Here is a 16,771-nt window from a genome sequence, read left to right on the forward strand (position 1 = left end):
TCTAAACCCTCCAAATATAAAATGAACCTTCTATTAGTGGAAATCTCTTCTTTCCATTAAATCAGCATAATCTCCAATATCGTATTATACACGAAACATTAGCTTTCTGAGTGTTTTTTCACCAAAGTTTGCACAAGTTGTTGCATTTCTTCCAGTGTCGCTTGATAGACAGCAAGTGAACCGCCAAAAGGATCAGAAATATCCTTATTTGTACCTTCTACAAATTCATATAATGTATGCACTTTTTCGCTTACTTCTGGATGGTGTGCTAATAAAAGTTGACGATGTCCTGCGGTCATCGTCAATACAACATCCGACCACTCTAACAACTCTTCCGTCACTTGCTTTGAAGAATGCGCAACCAGGATACCCTTTTCTTCTAGCGCATTTTTAGCATGAAGAGATGCATCGCTACCAACCGCCGCAAAAACACCAGCAGATTGCACATCAAACTGCCCCTTACCATGATGACGTAATAGCGCCTCTGCCATCGGGCTGCGGCACGTATTTCCTGTACAAACGAATAATACTCGCTTCACCAAACACCACTCCTTATGATGAATATCTATTTTCATCATAACTCACAATAGTAACGAAAAAAAGAAATGTATATATAAGTTGAAAAACTGACATAAAAAAAGAATCCATTTCAATTATGAAATGGATTCCCGACTCATCAAACAATTATTTCATTGTTACTTTCATTACTCCAGTTGAACCTTTTGTAGCTGTTACACCTACAGTTGTTTCAATAGATTCTGTTGCATCTGTGTTTGTAATAACGATTGGTGTAATTGTACTTTTCGCCTTTTCACGAATTAATTCTAAATCGAAAGAGATTAATTTATCGCCAGCTTTAACAGCTTGTCCTTCCGATACATGCGTTTCGAAACCTTCGCCTTCCATTTTTACAGTTTCTAACCCAACGTGGATTAAGATTTCTGCACCGTTTTTTGATTTAATCCCTACAGCATGCTTTGTATGGAATAATTGCACAATCTCACCATCTACCGGCGATACTACTACACCTTCAGTTGGATCGATGGCAACACCGTCTCCCATCATCCGCCCAGAAAATACTGGATCTGGTACTTCTTCAATATTTTTCACTTCTCCAGTTAATGGAGATACGATTGTTTCTGCATTTGTTTTAGAACCAAAACCAAATAATTTTTTAAACATAGGATAATCCTCCTTATCATTCACCGCTTTAGCGATATAAAAACGTTTCCATAAAGTGAAACTTCCATCAGTGACGCTTTTTTCACTGATGGTTAGCCCTCACCAATCGGGCTTTTACGGGCAGTTTTCTTCCCCGTGCTTCCTCAGCCTTTACTGCCCACGAATAGCGGGATAAAAATGAAACTATCAACCAGACCCTTATTGTATCGCCTCGCAAAATTCCAGTCAATTCAGACTGTCTGAATTTAATCGAAAAGGAAGTGAATTCCCTTCAATTTTTCCCATAAATTGTATAAAACCTTAACAACATCATTATTTTTTCATTTATTATTTGTAAAATTTATTTTCGTTTTTTAGATAATTCACTTGACTAAAGTAAGTAACTATTTTATTATTACTTACATAAGGTAAGTTAATAAACTTTTTGGAGGTTTTATAAAATGATGAACATTGGTCTTCTTATTATTCGTCTTATTATCGGGATTACTTTCATGGGGCATGGCGCTCAAAAATTATTTGGCTGGTTCAGTGGTTACGGTTTAAAAGGAACTGGAGGCTGGATGGAATCAATCGGCTTACGACCAGGCGTATTGATGGCATTTATGGCCGGAGCAACTGAATTACTAGGCGGTTTCTTATTTGCTGCTGGTATTTTCACTTGGGTAGGTGCTCTATTTATTGTCGGCACGATGTTAGTGGCCATCATCACAGTTCACGGTAAAAACGGCTACTGGGTTACACAAAACGGCTTTGAATATAACCTTATTTTAATCGCAGTTGCAGTTGGCGTAGCCCTTATTGGACCTGGTGCTTACACTTTAATTTAACTAAACATCTTGAATTCAAGATGTTTTTCAATCCCTCACAACTGTGGGGGATTTTTTCATCCCCTTACAAAAATATATTTTTCCAGCAGGAGTTTTCCCCTTTTATCTTGTAAACAAACAAAGAAGTGCTACACGTATTAAGAAGGGAGATTACATATATGCTGTCTATTAATCCAAATGAACAAACTGAAAAAGATAATTACAAATTACTAACGGGAAGCATTATTCCGCGCCCAGTTGCATTCGTCACAACTGTTACAAATGAAGGGGTCCTAAATGGTGCCCCGTTTAGCTACTTTAATATTGTTGCGGCGAATCCGCCTCTTATCTCAGTTTCCGTACAACGAAAAGACGGAAAGCCAAAAGATACAGCACGAAATGCGATGGAAAAAGAAGCATTTGTCGTTCATATTTCTGATGAATCTTATGCAGAGGCTATTAACGAAACAGCAGCTAATCTTCCTCCGAATAAAAGTGAAATTGAACTTGCCAAACTAACACCAATTGATAGCGATGTCATTTCTGTACCAGGGGTAAAAGAAGCAAGTATTCGTATGGAATGTGTATTAGAGCGCGCGATTCAATTAGGCGGAACAGAAAATTCCCCAGCATGTGATCTATTAATCGGTCGCATCGTACGATTCCATATCGCTGAGCACCTATATGAAAATGGACGCATTCACGCTGAACAACTAAAACCAATAAGCCGATTAGCTGGGCATAACTACGCAAAACTTGGAGAACAATTTGAACTTGTAAGGCCATAATTAAAAGCGGAGGCGGCTCGCCCAGAACAGGAGGAGGATGGAGCTTCTGACATAGAGGCGCTTTTTTGCCTCGGCGGAAGACGCGAAGCCACCGACTGTTCTAGCCGCTGGAGCTGGATATACTAAAAGCGGAGGCGGCTCGCCCAGAACGGGAGGAGGATGGAGCTTCTGATATAGAGGCGCTTTTTTGCCTCGGCGGAAGACGCGAAGCCACCGACTGTTCTAGCCACTGAATAAACCAGAGACCTCCAATCAAGAGGTCTTTTCTTGTCGTATATTGTAGAAATGTCGATATGTTATGTCGAATGGTCTTTATATGCTTAAAAGTCGTCGATATATCCTAAAAGCCGCCGATATATTATGTATACAACTACGAAAGCCCAGCTACTTATCGCAGCTGGGCTTTCATGCTATAACTCTTCACGAAATGATTCTACTTCTTTCTTCGGTTTCGCTAATTTCACAACAAAGAAATATAAGGAAATAAGAGTTATAATAAAGGCAATTAAAAATGGATACGGAGAATAGAAAATACGCGCTCCGCCAGTTTGGCCATCCATAAATTTTAGTGCATCTATATCTAAGAACTCTGCAAATTTTTGAATACCTAGCATACTAAACCAGAAAATAAAAAAGCTAACAATAATGCCAAAAAATTGTTTAATTTTAATCATAGCTGTCATCCCTTCTAAGAAGTTAGCTGCGTTCATACTGAAAATAATAATTTTATCCCAAATCCAACAAGTATAATACCGCCAAGTACTTCTCCATATGTTCCAAGAATACTTTGTGCCCTGCGACCAATTAACAATCCAAACCAAGTAAGCATCATACTCACAATACCGAATATGAGAATTGTAACAAACGTACGCGCTCCGTAAATACCGAGACTTAAGCCAACAGAAAAACTATCCATACTCACACTAAAAGCAAACAATAGTAAACTTGCCCCGGCCGGAACATTTCTATGCTCATCATCGTGTGACATCGACGTATACACAATGTGAAATCCTAATCCCATTAATAAAATACTACCTATAATAGTCGCAATAGAACCAAATTGCTCTGATAGAAAACGACCAAGCATCATACCGATAAAAGGCATAATTATATGAAATGTACCAATTGTAATGCCTATATAAAAGATTTGACGCAGCTTAAGCGTAATCATGCCCATACCAAGACTAACTGAAAACGCATCAAGCCCTAGCGCAAATGCCATAATAAATAGCGGCAACAATTCGCTTATAATATGTTCAATTGTCATAATGTCCCCCCTCGGACTTGCTACTTCACAATATGCACGTCCGAGGAGAGTTAGAATTTATTTTTCGAAGATGATTTGGTGACCTGCAGCTTTTGTTAAACGATTCATGATTGCACTACCAATCCCCTCACTTGGGAACGACTCGCTAAAAATAATATCAACACCGCTTGCGTCAAATGTACGCAATACATCATAAAGCTTTGTCGCAACGGTTGCTAACTCACTGCGCTTTCCGCAAGAAAGAACAACGTCTGCTTTATACACATGCTCATATTCCTCTGTTGTTAATACACCTACTTTATAACCTTCTTGTTTTTTATTATCCACAAGTTGTTGAATAAATGTACGCGAACCTTCCACAATACTAAGCGGAGCTTTCGGTGCATAATGTGTATATTTCATTCCTGGTGATTTCGGTTTTTCCGTTTCATCCTTTAATGCCGGATCTAATAAAACAGGGCCAATTACTTCTTCTAATTGCTCTTTCGTAATACCACCCGGACGCAAAATCGTTGGTATTTCACTCGTACAATCTAGTACAGTTGATTCCACGCCAACACCAGTTGCTCCGCCATCCACAATACCAGCAATTCTTCCGTCTAAATCTTCATATACATGAGAAGCGAGCGTTGGGCTAGGGCGCCCGGAACGATTCGCACTTGGAGCCGCTACCGGTACACTTGCTGCTTCAATAAGCGCTAATGCTACTGGATGATCTGGCATACGAACTGCGACCGTCTGTAATCCAGCCGTTACTTTTTCAGAGATCCCTTCTTTTTTCGGAAAAATAAGCGTTAATGGTCCTGGCCAGAAATGCTTCATTAATACATTCGCAACTGGCGGAACATCAGCTACAATACCATCTAATTGTTCTTCCGTACCAATATGTACAATAAGCGGATTATCACTTGGTCTTCCTTTTGCTTCGAAAATTTTTGCAACAGCTTCGTCGCTTAATGCATTCGCACCAAGTCCGTACACTGTTTCAGTCGGAAACGCTACCGCTTCATTTTCTCGTAATAAATGCGCTGCTTCTTGTAATTGTGGATAATCTTTTTTTATTTCCACAACATTATCCACAGTCCACATTTTTGTATTCATTTTTTCCACGTCCTTTTCTGCCATGAAATACTTGTTATTTGTAGTTTACTATGAGATTTATCCAAAAGACAAATAAGATTTATCCACAAAATGTGGATAAATCCATTTAATCGGTGGATAACTTTGTGAATAGCTGACAATTTAGTATAATTACGTTCGGCTGTTTTATATTTTCACAAAAATGTTCTAATTCCTGAATTCCTTCTGATACAACATCCTTTTCCACCATTTCAAATTGAAAAAACTGAAATATTGTCACAGACTGTGGACTATTTGTGAGTAAATATAATTGCTCAATATTTTTTTCTTTAATATACTGTAAAAACGTTTCAAAAAAATGTAGGAACATCGTTTTATCCACAGCAGGTGTGAATAAACAAGAACGAAGAAGCGCATCATCTCCAGTTTGCTCATACCCAACAGCCGCTTGAATTTGTTCCTCTTCTTCTAATATCATAAAATTCCCATAAAATTGATCTAAGCGTTCTTCTTTCATACGAGCTTGTCCAAAAAAGGTTTGCAGTCTTTCCACATCTGCTTTTGTAGCAAAACGAATTTGCTTCATACACAATCCCTCCCCATACTTTTATATATGAGGAGGGATTCTTTTTTAGAACTTATTTTGAAAATAAAGATGTAAATGCTTCTACAATAAACAATTTTACTTCTGGCTTTTCTTCCGTTTCTTCTACTACCTTCACTTGCTCTTCTTGTTCACTAACACGCGGTTCTTCTTGCTTACTTTCTTCTTGTAATTCCTTTTCAATACGGTTTTCTTGCGCAGCCTTTGCTTTCGCTTTTTGTTTCGGTGCAATGCGCATCTCTTTCTTAGCTTTAGGAGATTGTTTTACTTCTTCTTTTACAATTTCTTTCTGTGCATAATTTTCTTCTATATCGTCTTCATCAATTGTTTCTGCCTGTACAACATTCTCTTCTCGCTTTACAGCTGTACCACTTGAGAAGTCTAAGAAACACATAGGCGGGAATAACACGCACCACCAATTTGCCCCTTCACCTTTTCCAATTGTCACAAGTACTGCTTCATACTCTCCAGCTGGATAAATCAAATTTCCATATACTTTCGTTGGAAATTTGATATGTTTATTAAACTGAACTGTAAAAGTTTCCTTACTACCTTCTCGTTTCAATGTTTTTGCAACTGTTTGTTCCAATTCTGGGATACGGCTTTGAATGACGCGGCGTGCGTCTTCAAACGATTTTAACTCTGCCACCCAACCATCGATTTGCGCTTTCACTTCATCACGCACTTTACGTTTTAACTCTTGATCTTCCTTCGAATCACTATTAGCTAAAATACGTAATCGAATTGCCTCTTTCGGAATTACGACAGGTCCTTTTGCATCAACTTTCATATATCCAAAGTGCGCAATCATTTGTGCACCGATTAATAATAAAAGCAGATAAGCAATCGCTTGTTTTTTCATCTTATCTCCACCGCCCCTTCAGTAAAACAGTGTAGACAAGTTTTTTTCTTTCTAAACTACTAAATTTAGAATCTATTCATTTTTTAGACGAGCGATTGCATGCCCACTGGTATATCGGCGGTTCGACATACTAAATAGATGCACAAAAGAGAGCTGACAAAAATCCGTTTCCAGGTCAGCTCCCTGCTAAAATTACATTTCCGCAAAGACCATGCGATCTTTCCCGTTAATATCAAATACAACCTCTACATGCGCATGAGGGAATGTTTCTTGCAGTAAGGCACGCACATCTTCACCTTGTCCTACACCCACTTCAAATGCAACAATCGCCTCTTCTTGCAGTACCTTTGGCAATTCCTCCATAAAGCGTCGATAGAAATCAAGCCCATCTTCACCGCCTACAAGTGCACGCTTTGGCTCATGCTCTTTCACTACAGAAGAAAGCCCTCGCCAATCCTCTTCTGGGATATAAGGTGGATTTGACACAACAACATCTAGTTTTTGCTTCGTTTCCTGAAATGGCGACAATAAATCACCGTGATAGAACGTTACATTCGCCTCAAGTTCTGCCGCATTTTTCCGCGCCACTTCAATTGATTCCGTGGCAATATCGACTGTGTATACATGTAAATGCGGATTTTCTAAAGCCAGAGTAATTGAAATCGCTCCGCTCCCAGTACCAATGTCCGCCACATGTACATCTTTATCCCCAAATTTACGACGAATACGTGTTAACACACCTAGCACAAGTTCCTCTGTTTCCGGTCGTGGAATTAACACTTCTTCATTAACGAAAAATGAACGTCCATAAAACATTTCATATCCAATTAAATACTGAACAGGTATGCCTGCTACATGCTTGTGGATAAAGTCTACAAAAGTGCGCTCTTGTTCTGCCGTTAATTCTTCACGCATGTTCATCATTAAACCTGTTCGATTCGTCTTTAATACATGACAAAGGACAATTTCTCCCGCATTTTCATCACGTCCATGTTCACGTAAAAAAGAAGAAGCCCATTTCAGGGCTTCATAGACACGCATTACTCAGCTGCCTCCATCTTTTGCGCCTGATCTTCCATCACTAAGGCGTTGATGAAATCATCTAACTTACCTTGTAAGATTTGATCTAGCTTTTGAATCGTTAAACCGATTCGATGGTCTGTAACACGGTTTTGCGGGAAGTTGTACGTACGAATACGCTCAGAACGGTCTCCCGTACCAACAGCTTGTTTACGGTTTTGATCGTACTCAGCTTGTGCTTCTTGTCTAAACTTATCATAAACACGTGCACGTAATACTTTCATTGCTTTTTCTTTATTCTTAATTTGTGACTTTTCATCCTGACAAGAAACAACTACACCAGTCGGTAAATGCGTTAAACGTACCGCTGACATCGTTGTATTAACACTTTGTCCACCAGGACCACTAGAAGCAAATGTATCAACACGAACATCTTTTTCATGAATATTAATCTCTACTTCTTCAGCTTCTGGTAATACAGCTACCGTCGCTGTAGATGTATGAATACGTCCGCCAGATTCTGTTTCTGGTACACGTTGTACGCGGTGTGCGCCATTTTCGAATTTCAGTTTCGCATATGCGCCTTTACCATTAATCATAAAGATAATCTCTTTATATCCACCTAGTTCTGTATAGCTCGCTTCGATAATTTCAGTTTTCCAACCTTGCACCTCAGCATAACGGCTATACATACGGTATAAATCACCAGCAAATAAAGCAGCCTCATCGCCACCAGCAGCCCCACGAACCTCAACGATAACGTTTTTATCATCATTCGGGTCCTTTGGAACAAGTAAAATTTTCAGACGCTCTGATAATTCCTTCTCTTGTCCCTCTAGCTCAGAAACTTCTTCTTTTACCATTTCACGCATGTCAGCATCTAACTTCTCTTCTAACATCGCTTTTGCATCTCTTAATTGTTCACGAACATCTTTATACTCACGGTACACCTCTACCGTTTCTTGCATATCAGATTGTTCCTTTGAATATTCACGCAGTTTATTCGGATCACTAATAACCTCTGGATCACTTAGAAACTCGTTTAACTTTTCATAACGATCTTCTACAGCTTGCAAACGATCTAACACACCATTCACCTCAACATCCTAGTCTCTAATACACATAGTATATGGCACATAACAAAAAAAACGCAAATTATATTTAAAAGCGGAGGCGGCTCGCTCAGAATGGGAGGGGGATGGAGCTTCTGACACAGAGGCGCTCTTTGCCTCGCAGGAAGAAGCGAAGCCACCGACCATTCTTGCCGCCGGAGCTAGATATCTCCTAAAAACAGATTCACATCTAACCTATTCGCATTTTCTAAAAAAACCCGCCTTATGTAGCGAGTTTTTATCTCTGTTTAATTGGTACAGCATGACAATGACGACAACGTGGTTCATATGATTCCGATGCGCCAACTAAAATAATTGGGTCATCAAAAGAAGCTGGTTCCCCATCGATTAAACGTTGCGTACGACTTGCAGGAGATCCGCATTCAGCACATACTGCTTGCAGTTTTGTTACATGCTCCGCAATTGCCATAAGCTGAGGAACTTGTCCAAATGGTAGACCACGGAAATCTTGGTCTAAACCGGCAACAATTACACGATAGCCTCGGTTTGCCAATTCTTGCACCACTTCCACAATGTCCCCATCAAAAAATTGCACTTCATCAATTGCTATAACATCAATATCTTCTGTTACGTGTTCAAACATCTCTTTTGAAGCCGTAACAGGGACTGCTCTTACTTTCAATCCATTATGCGACACAACATCTTCTTCACTATAACGGTTATCCATGCACGGTTTAAATACAATCGCGCTTTGCTTTGCGAATTGCGTACGGCGCACACGGCGGATGAGCTCTTCTGATTTCCCTGAGAACATGCTTCCACAAATCACTTCAAGCCAACCGTGTTTATTTATTAAGTACATAGGAGCTCCTCCTTTCGTCTACTCATTCTTACTCTAAGTAGGTAAAGGTTTATATTTTCGCAAAAAAAACAGACAAGCGGATATATACACTTGCCTGCTTTATGTTTGTTATTACTTAAGGCCGTATTTCTTGTTGAAGCGGTCAACACGTCCGTCTGCAGTAGCAAACTTCTGACGTCCTGTGTAGAATGGGTGAGAATCAGAACTGATCTCAACTTTTAGTAATGGATAAGTGTTACCATCTTCCCACTCGATAGTTTCGTTAGAACCTTTTGTAGATCCGCTTAAGAATTTGAAGCCTGTGTTTGTATCCATAAATACAACTTGCTTGTAATCTGGATGGATTCCTGCTTTCATTCTTTTCATCTCCTTCCGCCCTGAATCATTTTCGAAACAGAGTTTTTTCATCATTAGCTGTTATCACAACTGTAGTGATGAAACGCACATGATGAAATTATAACAAGGCTATCTACATTTTGCAACTACCTGTTTTTAGCATTACTTCATCGTTACATATCTCTTTGAATCTGCAGGGATATTTTGCAAGAATTCTTCATTTGTCTTTGTTTGACGTAACTTACGCAAGAAGCTTTCGATGAAGTCTGGCGTATCTCTCATTGTTTTACGAATACCCCATAACTTATCTAAATGTTCTTTCGGAATCAATAAATCTTCTTTACGTGTACCAGAACGACGAATATCAATAGCTGGGAAAATACGACGTTCTGCTAAAGAACGATCTAAGTGAAGCTCCATATTTCCTGTTCCTTTAAACTCTTCATAAATGACATCATCCATACGAGACCCTGTATCAACAAGAGCTGTTGCTAAAATTGTCAAGCTACCGCCCTCTTCAATATTACGAGCCGCTCCAAAAAAGCGCTTTGGTCTATGGAATGCCGCTGGGTCAATACCACCAGATAACGTACGTCCGCTTGGCGGAATTACAAGGTTGTATGCACGTGCTAAACGGGTAATACTATCCATTAAAATAATAACGTCTTTTTTATGCTCAACAAGACGCATCGCACGCTCTAGTACAAGTTCAGCTACTTTAATATGATTTTCTGGTACTTCATCAAAAGTAGAACTTACAACATCGCCTTTTACAGAACGTTCGATATCCGTTACTTCCTCTGGACGTTCGTCAATTAAAAGTACAATCAGTTCTGCTTCTGGATGATTTGTTGTAACGCTGTGTGCAATTTCTTTTAACAGTATCGTTTTACCAGCCTTTGGCGGTGCAACGATAAGACCACGTTGCCCAAATCCAACTGGTGCAATTAAATCCATGATACGTGTTGATAATTTCTTCGTTTCCGTTTCCAATTTCATTTGACGATTTGGATATAACGGTGTTAACGCTGGAAAATGTACACGTTCTTTTGCTGACTCTGGATCATCTCCATTAACCGCCTCAACTTGTAACAATCCGAAATAGCGTTCATTTTCTTTCGGAGGTCGTACCTTACCAGAAACCTTATCTCCATTACGCAAATCAAAACGACGAATTTGCGAAGCTGAAATATAAATATCTTCAGAACTCGGAGAGTAGTTGATTGGACGTAGGAATCCAAATCCTTCTGATTGAATAATTTCCAGTACACCTTCCATGAAAAAGAAACCTTCTTTTTCTGCTCGCGCTTTTAAAATTGCAAAAATTAACTCTTTCTTCGTTAATTTGCTGTAATAAGAAATCTTAAATTCTTTTGCAAGTTCATATAACTCTTTTAACTTCATGTTCTCTAATGCTGAAATTGTTAAATTCATTCGGACACCACACTTTAATATTATTCTCTTTTTTCATTGGATAAGGGAAATTTTGGAAGGCTAATACATATTAATGAAAGGCAATAAGTACAAGTAGAGTAATATTCACTATTGTAACCCTTTTACCTCATTTTAATCAATACATTGCGAGACAAATACAAGAAGCGAAGACAATAAAATTTGTCTTCGCTCTATCCACCACTTTTACACTTCTTATTTTATCTATGCAGACAGCCAAATCCTCATTGCATAAACATCTTCTACTGGTGTTGGATAAAGAAATCCCCTCCAAATAAGTAGAGGATAACTGCCCGTATGAGTCTAATTGGTTATAATTTCCGTGAGTAGGAATGAAGAAAAATTCCCACTCATGGAAGTTTTACTTTATAACTAAATTTGGTTTTTTATTTAAACTGTGACGTCCGTCAACAAAGCGGACTGTTCCCGATTTTGCGCGCATAACAAGGGAGTGCGTTGTACCAGTACTTCCTTTAAATTGAACACCGCGCAGTAATTCACCGTCCGTAACGCCTGTTGCTGCAAAGATTGCATCGTCACCTTTTACTAAATCTTCCATACGAAGAATACGGTTAACGTCATCAATACCCATTTTTTTACAACGTTCTAATTCTGCTTCGTTTTGCGGAAGAAGCTTCCCTTGAATTTCTCCGCCTAAACATTTTAATGCCACAGCAGCTAGAACTCCCTCCGGTGCACCGCCAGATCCGAATAAAATATCAACACCTGTGCGATCAAATGCTGTGTTAATAGCACCAGCTACATCACCGTCGTTAATCAATTTAATACGCGCTCCCGCTTTACGGATTTCCTCAATAATTGCTTGATGACGCGGTCTATTTAAAATAGTTGCTACAACATCTTCAATATCTTTATTTTTTGCTCTTGCAACAGCACGTAAGTTATCAATAACCGGTGCATTAATATCAACCGCGCCAACAGCTTCTGGGCCAACCGCAATTTTATCCATATACATGTCAGGTGCATGTAGCAAGTTTCCATGGTCCGCTACGGCAATGACTGCTAATGCATTCCATCCTCCTGCTGCAACGATATTTGTTCCTTCTAACGGATCAACCGCTACGTCAACGCGTGGACCATATCCAGTCCCTAATTTTTCACCGATATACAGCATTGGTGCTTCGTCCATTTCCCCTTCACCAATTACTACAGTTCCTTTCATCGGTACTGTGTCAAACACATCGCGCATCGCTGAAGTTGCTGCTCCATCTGCTTCATCCTTCTTACCAAGTCCCATCCAGCGTGCTGATGATAACGCTGCAGCCTCCGTTACACGTACTAATTCCATGGATAAACTTCTTTCCAATCTAATCCCTCTCCTTTAAGCCGTAATATTTATATTTCACACACACATAAGGTTCCATAACGTTCACCTTATGACGTTTCCCCTTACACTTTATACAAGTATATCGCTTTCTCTCTTTGTTTTAACTTTGCATGGCAAGATGCTCTCGCCCGCCCAAAAAGAAAGATTTTATGTCAGTTTTTCAATTTGTATTTATATATACAAAGCTCTTTAGGCGTTTTTCATCTGTTCAATCTCTTGTCTTGTCATTTTTTCACGCCAAATTTTTGCTCCAAGACCTCGAAGCTTGTCCTCTAAATTTTCATAGCCGCGATCAATATGCTCTAACCCTGTAACCTCTGTGATCCCTTCTGCCATTAAACCTGCAATGACAAGAGCAGCTCCGGCACGTAAGTCACTCGCTTTCACTTTAGCTCCTTGCAGTGAAATAGGGCTTGTCACGATAGCAGAACGACCTTCTACTTTAATTTGTGCATTCATTCTTCTTAATTCATCTATATGTTTAAATCGCGCGCCGTAAATGGTATCTGTTACAACTGCCGTTCCACTAGCCTTCGTTAATAACGTCGTAAACGGTTGCTGTAAGTCAGTTGGAAACCCTGGATATACGAGCGTTTTTACATCTACCATTTTTAACTGGCGATCCCCACTTACCACAATTTGATCATCGTGTGTTTCTACTCTTACACCCATTTCTCGAAGTTTAGCCGTTATAGATTCTAAGTGCTGCGGAATCACATTATCAACTACAACTTCACCCCCAGAAGCCGCACCCAAAATCATATATGTTCCAGCTTCAATGCGATCAGGAATAATAGAATGATAACAACCGTGAAGCGATTCAACACCATCAATACGAATTACGTCTGTTCCTGCCCCTTTAATACGAGCTCCCATACTCGTAAGCAGTGTGGCTACATCAATAATTTCTGGTTCTTTCGCCGCATTTTCAATGATTGTTCTACCTTTTGCACGCACGGCAGCAAGCATAATGTTAATTGTTGCACCTACGCTGACAACATCTAAATAAATACGCGCGCCCCGCAGTTCATCTGCACGTAAATATATTGCACCTTGCTCATTCGTGACATGAGCTCCAAGCGCTTCAAATCCTTTAATATGCTGGTCAATTGGCCTTGGTCCTAAATGACATCCACCAGGAAGCCCAATTACCGCTTGCTTGAAACGACCTAGCATTGCTCCCATTAAATAATAGGAAGCGCGCAGCTTTTTTACCTTTCCATTTGGAAGAGGCATCGCTACCATTTTAGAAGGATCAATTGTCATTTCCTCATCTTGATGGTACGTGACAGATCCACCAATTTCCTCTAGCAAATCACCGAGTATTTTCACATCAGAAATATTAGGTACACCACCAATTGTAACTGGTGTTTCTGCTAAAATGGTCGCAGGAATAAGCGCGACAGCACTATTTTTTGCACCACTCACACGAATCGAACCATGCAAGGGCACACCGCCTTCAATCAGCAACTTATCCATCTCAAGCCCCCTTCTTGTGAATTCATTTCCCGATCTATTCCCTACTTTAACCGGTAAGTTCACTACTTCGGATACGTCTTACACTTGCGAGTATATCCATGCTATTTGTTCCCTCTATTTTTACACAATTACAAAAATATTTCTCTTGAAACGCCCTAACAAGTAGAAATTTGTCTATTCCACAAAATGTTCGCGCTTTCATTATACAACGAAACGAAACCGTCTAAAAGGCTAGACGGTTTCTAAAGTCATTTTTAGAATTATGCTTGACCGTTAGAACCAAACTCACGAATTTTACCGATTACAGTCGCTTTAATTGCTTCACGACCAGGTCCGATAAATTTACGAGGATCGTAAACTTCTTGGTCTTTATTTAATGCTTCACGAACCGCTTTTGTAAACTCGATTTGGTTTTCAGTGTTTACGTTGATTTTAGAAGTACCTAAAGAGATAGATTTTGTAATGTCAGCTGTTGGGATACCAGTACCACCGTGAAGTACTAAAGGTACACCAGTTAAGTCACGAACTTCTTCCATTTCTTTGAATCCTAAGTTAGGCTCACCTTTGTAAGGACCATGTACAGAACCTAATGCTGGAGCTAGGCAATCGATACCTGTTGCAGCTACTAGTTCTTTACATTCCTCTGGATTAGCGTAGATAACACCTTCAGCTACTACGTCGTCTTCTTGTCCGCCAACTGTACCAAGCTCAGCTTCTACAGATACGTTACGAGCGTGTGCATATTCAACTACTTTTTTAGTAGTTTCGATATTTTCTGCAAATGGGTGGTGAGAAGCATCAATCATTACAGATGTGAAACCTGCATCAATTGCTTCTTTACATTTTTCAAAGCTTGAACCATGGTCAAGGTGAATCGCAACAGGAACAGTGATGTTCATTTCTTCGATTAAAGCTTTAACCATAGCTACAACTGTTTTGAAGCCAGTCATATGACGAGCTGCACCTTCAGATACACCTAAAATTACAGGAGATTTTTCTTCTTCCGCAGCAGCTAAGATAGCTTGTGTCCACTCTAAGTTATTCATGTTGAATTGACCAACTGCGTATTTTCCTTCTAGCGCTTTGTTTAGCATTTCTTTCATGGAAACTAAAGGCATGGTAAATCCTCCTAAAAACGTTTTTTGTATCCGATAAGTTCTTATCGGTGGTAGTATCACCACGACGAGGAAAAATATGTATAATCACATACCGGACTTTCTTCTACACTCCATAGGATACCAACTTGTACTCAAAAACTCAACTGCATTCACCTGCTCATCAGTCCATGAAAACGCTTTTTTCATATATTTTAATAAAAAATTCACGATTATGCTTGCACAGCAATTTCTTTTCGCACAGCACTCCGAATTTCATCAATATCAAACGGTTTTGCAAAGTGCATTAACGCACCGAGTTCTTTCGCTTCTTGAATCATATCTAATTCACCATAAGCCGTCATTAAAATCACTTTAATGTCTTGATTAATTTCTTTTATATGTTTTAAAATTTCAATTCCGTCCATGCCTGGAATTTTCATATCTAAAACAACTAAATCAGGACAATCTTTTTTCACGATATCAAGGGCTTGAAAACCATTTGCCGCTTGAAATGTTTCGTACCCTTCCTTTTGAAACACCTCATGTAATAACACACGAATACCATATTGATCATCAACGATTAAAATTTTCCCTTCCATACTCCCCAACCTTTCTATACTAAACGCATAATTTGTATTTTTCATATCTCTTTCGATAGAACAATTTTCCGATGCACATATCGATACAAAACTTGTAAAACCATTAATTCCAGATGATGATGGCTCTCGTTATGGATTTCCAAGTTTAATGACAGCCTTATTTGCATATCACGGATTAAAATTTACAATCGATGACATTATGAATGAATATGAGTAATAGAAAAAGGCGCCCTATAATAGGACGCCTTTTCTTATTACTTACTTTCTTTATTAATAATAGAAGCTTGTACGAAGTCACGGAACAACGGTTGTGGACGGTTTGGACGAGATACAAGTTCTGGATGGAACTGCGCTGCCACGAACCAAGGATGTTCTTTTAACTCGATAATTTCTACTAAACGGCCATCTGGGCTTGTACCAGAGAAGATGAATCCTTCATTTTCCATGTCTTGACGGAATTGGTTATTGAACTCATAACGATGACGATGACGTTCATATACAACCGGTTCGTTATACGCATTGTATGCATTTGTTTCTGGTGTAAGCTTACATGGGTATAAACCAAGACGAAGTGTACCGCCTAAATCTTCAACATCTTTTTGTTCTGGTAATAAATCGATAATTGCGTAAGGCGTGTCAGGATTAATTTCAGAAGAGTTCGCACCTTCTAATCCTAATACGTTACGTGCAAATTCGATTGATGCAAGTTGCATTCCTAAGCAAATTCCTAAGAATGGAACTTTGTTTTCACGAGCATATTGAATTGCAGCGATTTTACCTTCAACACCGCGGTCCCCGAAACCACCTGGTACAAGGATACCATCAGTATCGCCAACTAATTCTTTCACGTTTTCTACTGTCACATGCTCAGCATTTACCCATTTTACTTCTACATCCGTATCAAACTTATAACCTG

Annotated in this window: 19 protein-coding genes and 1 pseudogene; 3 read left to right on the top strand and 17 right to left on the bottom strand. The window is 39.3% G+C overall.

Annotated elements, in window-relative coordinates; translation table 11 throughout:
• Window positions 1-98 precede the first annotated feature (98 nt).
• Together V7024_RS09240 and V7024_RS09245 are read right to left on the bottom strand one after the other, a co-directional pair.
• On the bottom strand, window positions 99-539 hold the full coding sequence (locus V7024_RS09240) for a low molecular weight protein arginine phosphatase (protein ID WP_335518656.1): 441 nt from the start codon (window positions 537-539) through the stop codon (window positions 99-101).
• Window positions 540-684: 145 nt separating this feature from the next.
• Window positions 685-1,182, bottom strand: coding sequence for a PTS sugar transporter subunit IIA (locus tag V7024_RS09245; RefSeq protein WP_335518658.1), 498 nt, complete (start codon window positions 1,180-1,182; stop codon window positions 685-687).
• Window positions 1,183-1,622: 440 nt separating this feature from the next.
• On the opposite strand from V7024_RS09245, the gene V7024_RS09250 reads away from it, so the two are divergent.
• Window positions 1,623-2,009 carry a DoxX family protein gene (locus tag V7024_RS09250; protein WP_335518660.1) on the top strand — a complete coding sequence of 129 codons (387 nt, stop codon included), beginning with the start codon at window positions 1,623-1,625 and terminating at the stop codon, window positions 2,007-2,009.
• 158 nt (window positions 2,010-2,167) lie between these two features.
• The gene (locus V7024_RS09255) at window positions 2,168-2,776 is read left to right on the top strand and encodes a flavin reductase family protein (protein WP_335518662.1); all 609 of its coding nucleotides are present in this window, start codon (window positions 2,168-2,170) and stop codon (window positions 2,774-2,776) included.
• A gap of 410 nt (window positions 2,777-3,186) precedes the next feature.
• On the opposite strand, the gene V7024_RS09260 is transcribed toward V7024_RS09255, so the two are convergent.
• The 14 genes from V7024_RS09260 to V7024_RS09325 form a co-directional block, all read right to left on the bottom strand.
• Complete coding sequence (locus V7024_RS09260) at window positions 3,187-3,450, bottom strand: DUF3935 domain-containing protein (RefSeq protein WP_335518665.1); 264 nt, start codon at window positions 3,448-3,450, stop codon at window positions 3,187-3,189.
• A gap of 32 nt (window positions 3,451-3,482) precedes the next feature.
• On the bottom strand, window positions 3,483-4,043 hold the full coding sequence (locus V7024_RS09265) for a manganese efflux pump MntP (RefSeq protein WP_335518668.1): 561 nt from the start codon (window positions 4,041-4,043) through the stop codon (window positions 3,483-3,485).
• A 57-nt stretch (window positions 4,044-4,100) separates the two neighbouring features.
• Window positions 4,101-5,144 (bottom strand): L-threonylcarbamoyladenylate synthase, encoded by a 1,044-nt coding sequence (locus V7024_RS09270; RefSeq protein ID WP_098918732.1) that lies wholly within the window; start codon window positions 5,142-5,144, stop codon window positions 4,101-4,103.
• Window positions 5,145-5,250: 106 nt separating this feature from the next.
• Window positions 5,251-5,709 carry a mechanosensitive ion channel protein gene (locus V7024_RS09275; protein WP_335518675.1) on the bottom strand — a complete coding sequence of 153 codons (459 nt, stop codon included), beginning with the start codon at window positions 5,707-5,709 and terminating at the stop codon, window positions 5,251-5,253.
• A gap of 52 nt (window positions 5,710-5,761) precedes the next feature.
• Window positions 5,762-6,589: a stage II sporulation protein R gene (spoIIR, locus tag V7024_RS09280; RefSeq protein WP_335518679.1), complete on the bottom strand. Its 828-nt coding sequence runs from the start codon at window positions 6,587-6,589 to the stop codon at window positions 5,762-5,764.
• A gap of 192 nt (window positions 6,590-6,781) precedes the next feature.
• Window positions 6,782-7,630, bottom strand: a complete 849-nt coding sequence (gene prmC / locus V7024_RS09285; RefSeq protein WP_335518682.1) for a peptide chain release factor N(5)-glutamine methyltransferase — start codon at window positions 7,628-7,630, stop codon at window positions 6,782-6,784.
• Window positions 7,630-8,697 (bottom strand): peptide chain release factor 1, encoded by a 1,068-nt coding sequence (gene prfA / locus V7024_RS09290; protein WP_335518701.1) that lies wholly within the window; start codon window positions 8,695-8,697, stop codon window positions 7,630-7,632. Before prfA ends, prmC begins: the two co-directional genes overlap by 1 nt.
• 262 nt (window positions 8,698-8,959) lie before the next feature.
• On the bottom strand, window positions 8,960-9,544 hold the full coding sequence (locus V7024_RS09295; RefSeq protein ID WP_335518685.1) for a thymidine kinase: 585 nt from the start codon (window positions 9,542-9,544) through the stop codon (window positions 8,960-8,962).
• A 111-nt stretch (window positions 9,545-9,655) separates the two neighbouring features.
• Complete coding sequence (locus V7024_RS09300; protein ID WP_335518688.1) at window positions 9,656-9,901, bottom strand: type B 50S ribosomal protein L31; 246 nt, start codon at window positions 9,899-9,901, stop codon at window positions 9,656-9,658.
• Window positions 9,902-10,042: 141 nt separating this feature from the next.
• Window positions 10,043-11,314 (bottom strand): transcription termination factor Rho, encoded by a 1,272-nt coding sequence (gene rho / locus V7024_RS09305; protein WP_020059786.1) that lies wholly within the window; start codon window positions 11,312-11,314, stop codon window positions 10,043-10,045.
• A gap of 379 nt (window positions 11,315-11,693) precedes the next feature.
• Window positions 11,694-12,659, bottom strand: a complete 966-nt coding sequence (gene glpX / locus V7024_RS09310; RefSeq protein WP_335518693.1) for a class II fructose-bisphosphatase — start codon at window positions 12,657-12,659, stop codon at window positions 11,694-11,696.
• A gap of 210 nt (window positions 12,660-12,869) precedes the next feature.
• A complete protein-coding gene (locus V7024_RS09315; RefSeq protein WP_335518695.1) occupies window positions 12,870-14,159 on the bottom strand; it encodes a UDP-N-acetylglucosamine 1-carboxyvinyltransferase in 1,290 nt (429 codons plus the stop codon).
• A 260-nt stretch (window positions 14,160-14,419) separates the two neighbouring features.
• Complete coding sequence (locus tag V7024_RS09320) at window positions 14,420-15,277, bottom strand: class II fructose-bisphosphate aldolase (RefSeq protein ID WP_335518697.1); 858 nt, start codon at window positions 15,275-15,277, stop codon at window positions 14,420-14,422.
• Between the two features lie 209 nt (window positions 15,278-15,486).
• A complete protein-coding gene (locus V7024_RS09325) occupies window positions 15,487-15,855 on the bottom strand; it encodes a response regulator (RefSeq protein ID WP_335518699.1) in 369 nt (122 codons plus the stop codon).
• Window positions 15,856-15,907: 52 nt separating this feature from the next.
• Here V7024_RS09325 and V7024_RS09330 point away from each other — a divergent pair.
• Window positions 15,908-16,072 (top strand): annotated as a pseudogene (locus V7024_RS09330) (DUF2529 family protein); the annotation flags it as partial.
• Window positions 16,073-16,109: 37 nt separating this feature from the next.
• On the opposite strand, the gene V7024_RS09335 reads toward V7024_RS09330, so the two are convergent.
• The coding region (locus V7024_RS09335; protein WP_438824455.1) for a glutamine amidotransferase-related protein at window positions 16,110-16,771 on the bottom strand (662 nt) is incomplete at its 5' end.

The sequence above is a fragment of the Bacillus sp. JJ864 genome, from assembly GCF_036963045.1.
GTDB classification, from domain to species: Bacteria; Bacillota; Bacilli; order Bacillales; family Bacillaceae_G; genus Bacillus_A; species Bacillus_A pseudomycoides_C.

Excerpts from the sequence above, each read along its gene's own strand:
- V7024_RS09245 (WP_335518658.1), bottom strand. The coding sequence starts at position 1,182 with ATGTTTAAAAAATTATTTGGTTTTGGTTCTAAAACAAATGCAGAAACA.
- V7024_RS09250 (WP_335518660.1), top strand. The coding sequence starts at position 1,623 with ATGATGAACATTGGTCTTCTTATTATTCGTCTTATTATCGGGATTACT.
- V7024_RS09255 (WP_335518662.1), top strand. The coding sequence starts at position 2,168 with ATGCTGTCTATTAATCCAAATGAACAAACTGAAAAAGATAATTACAAA.
- V7024_RS09260 (WP_335518665.1), bottom strand. The coding sequence starts at position 3,450 with ATGATTAAAATTAAACAATTTTTTGGCATTATTGTTAGCTTTTTTATT.
- V7024_RS09265 (WP_335518668.1), bottom strand. The coding sequence starts at position 4,043 with ATGACAATTGAACATATTATAAGCGAATTGTTGCCGCTATTTATTATG.
- V7024_RS09270 (WP_098918732.1), bottom strand. The coding sequence starts at position 5,144 with ATGAATACAAAAATGTGGACTGTGGATAATGTTGTGGAAATAAAAAAA.
- V7024_RS09275 (WP_335518675.1), bottom strand. The coding sequence starts at position 5,709 with ATGAAGCAAATTCGTTTTGCTACAAAAGCAGATGTGGAAAGACTGCAA.
- spoIIR (WP_335518679.1), bottom strand. The coding sequence starts at position 6,589 with ATGAAAAAACAAGCGATTGCTTATCTGCTTTTATTATTAATCGGTGCA.
- prmC (WP_335518682.1), bottom strand. The coding sequence starts at position 7,630 with ATGCGTGTCTATGAAGCCCTGAAATGGGCTTCTTCTTTTTTACGTGAA.
- V7024_RS09295 (WP_335518685.1), bottom strand. The coding sequence starts at position 9,544 with ATGTACTTAATAAATAAACACGGTTGGCTTGAAGTGATTTGTGGAAGC.
- V7024_RS09300 (WP_335518688.1), bottom strand. The coding sequence starts at position 9,901 with ATGAAAGCAGGAATCCATCCAGATTACAAGCAAGTTGTATTTATGGAT.
- rho (WP_020059786.1), bottom strand. The coding sequence starts at position 11,314 with ATGAATTTAACAATTTCAGCATTAGAGAACATGAAGTTAAAAGAGTTA.
- V7024_RS09315 (WP_335518695.1), bottom strand. The coding sequence starts at position 14,159 with ATGGATAAGTTGCTGATTGAAGGCGGTGTGCCCTTGCATGGTTCGATT.
- V7024_RS09320 (WP_335518697.1), bottom strand. The coding sequence starts at position 15,277 with ATGCCTTTAGTTTCCATGAAAGAAATGCTAAACAAAGCGCTAGAAGGA.
- V7024_RS09325 (WP_335518699.1), bottom strand. The coding sequence starts at position 15,855 with ATGGAAGGGAAAATTTTAATCGTTGATGATCAATATGGTATTCGTGTG.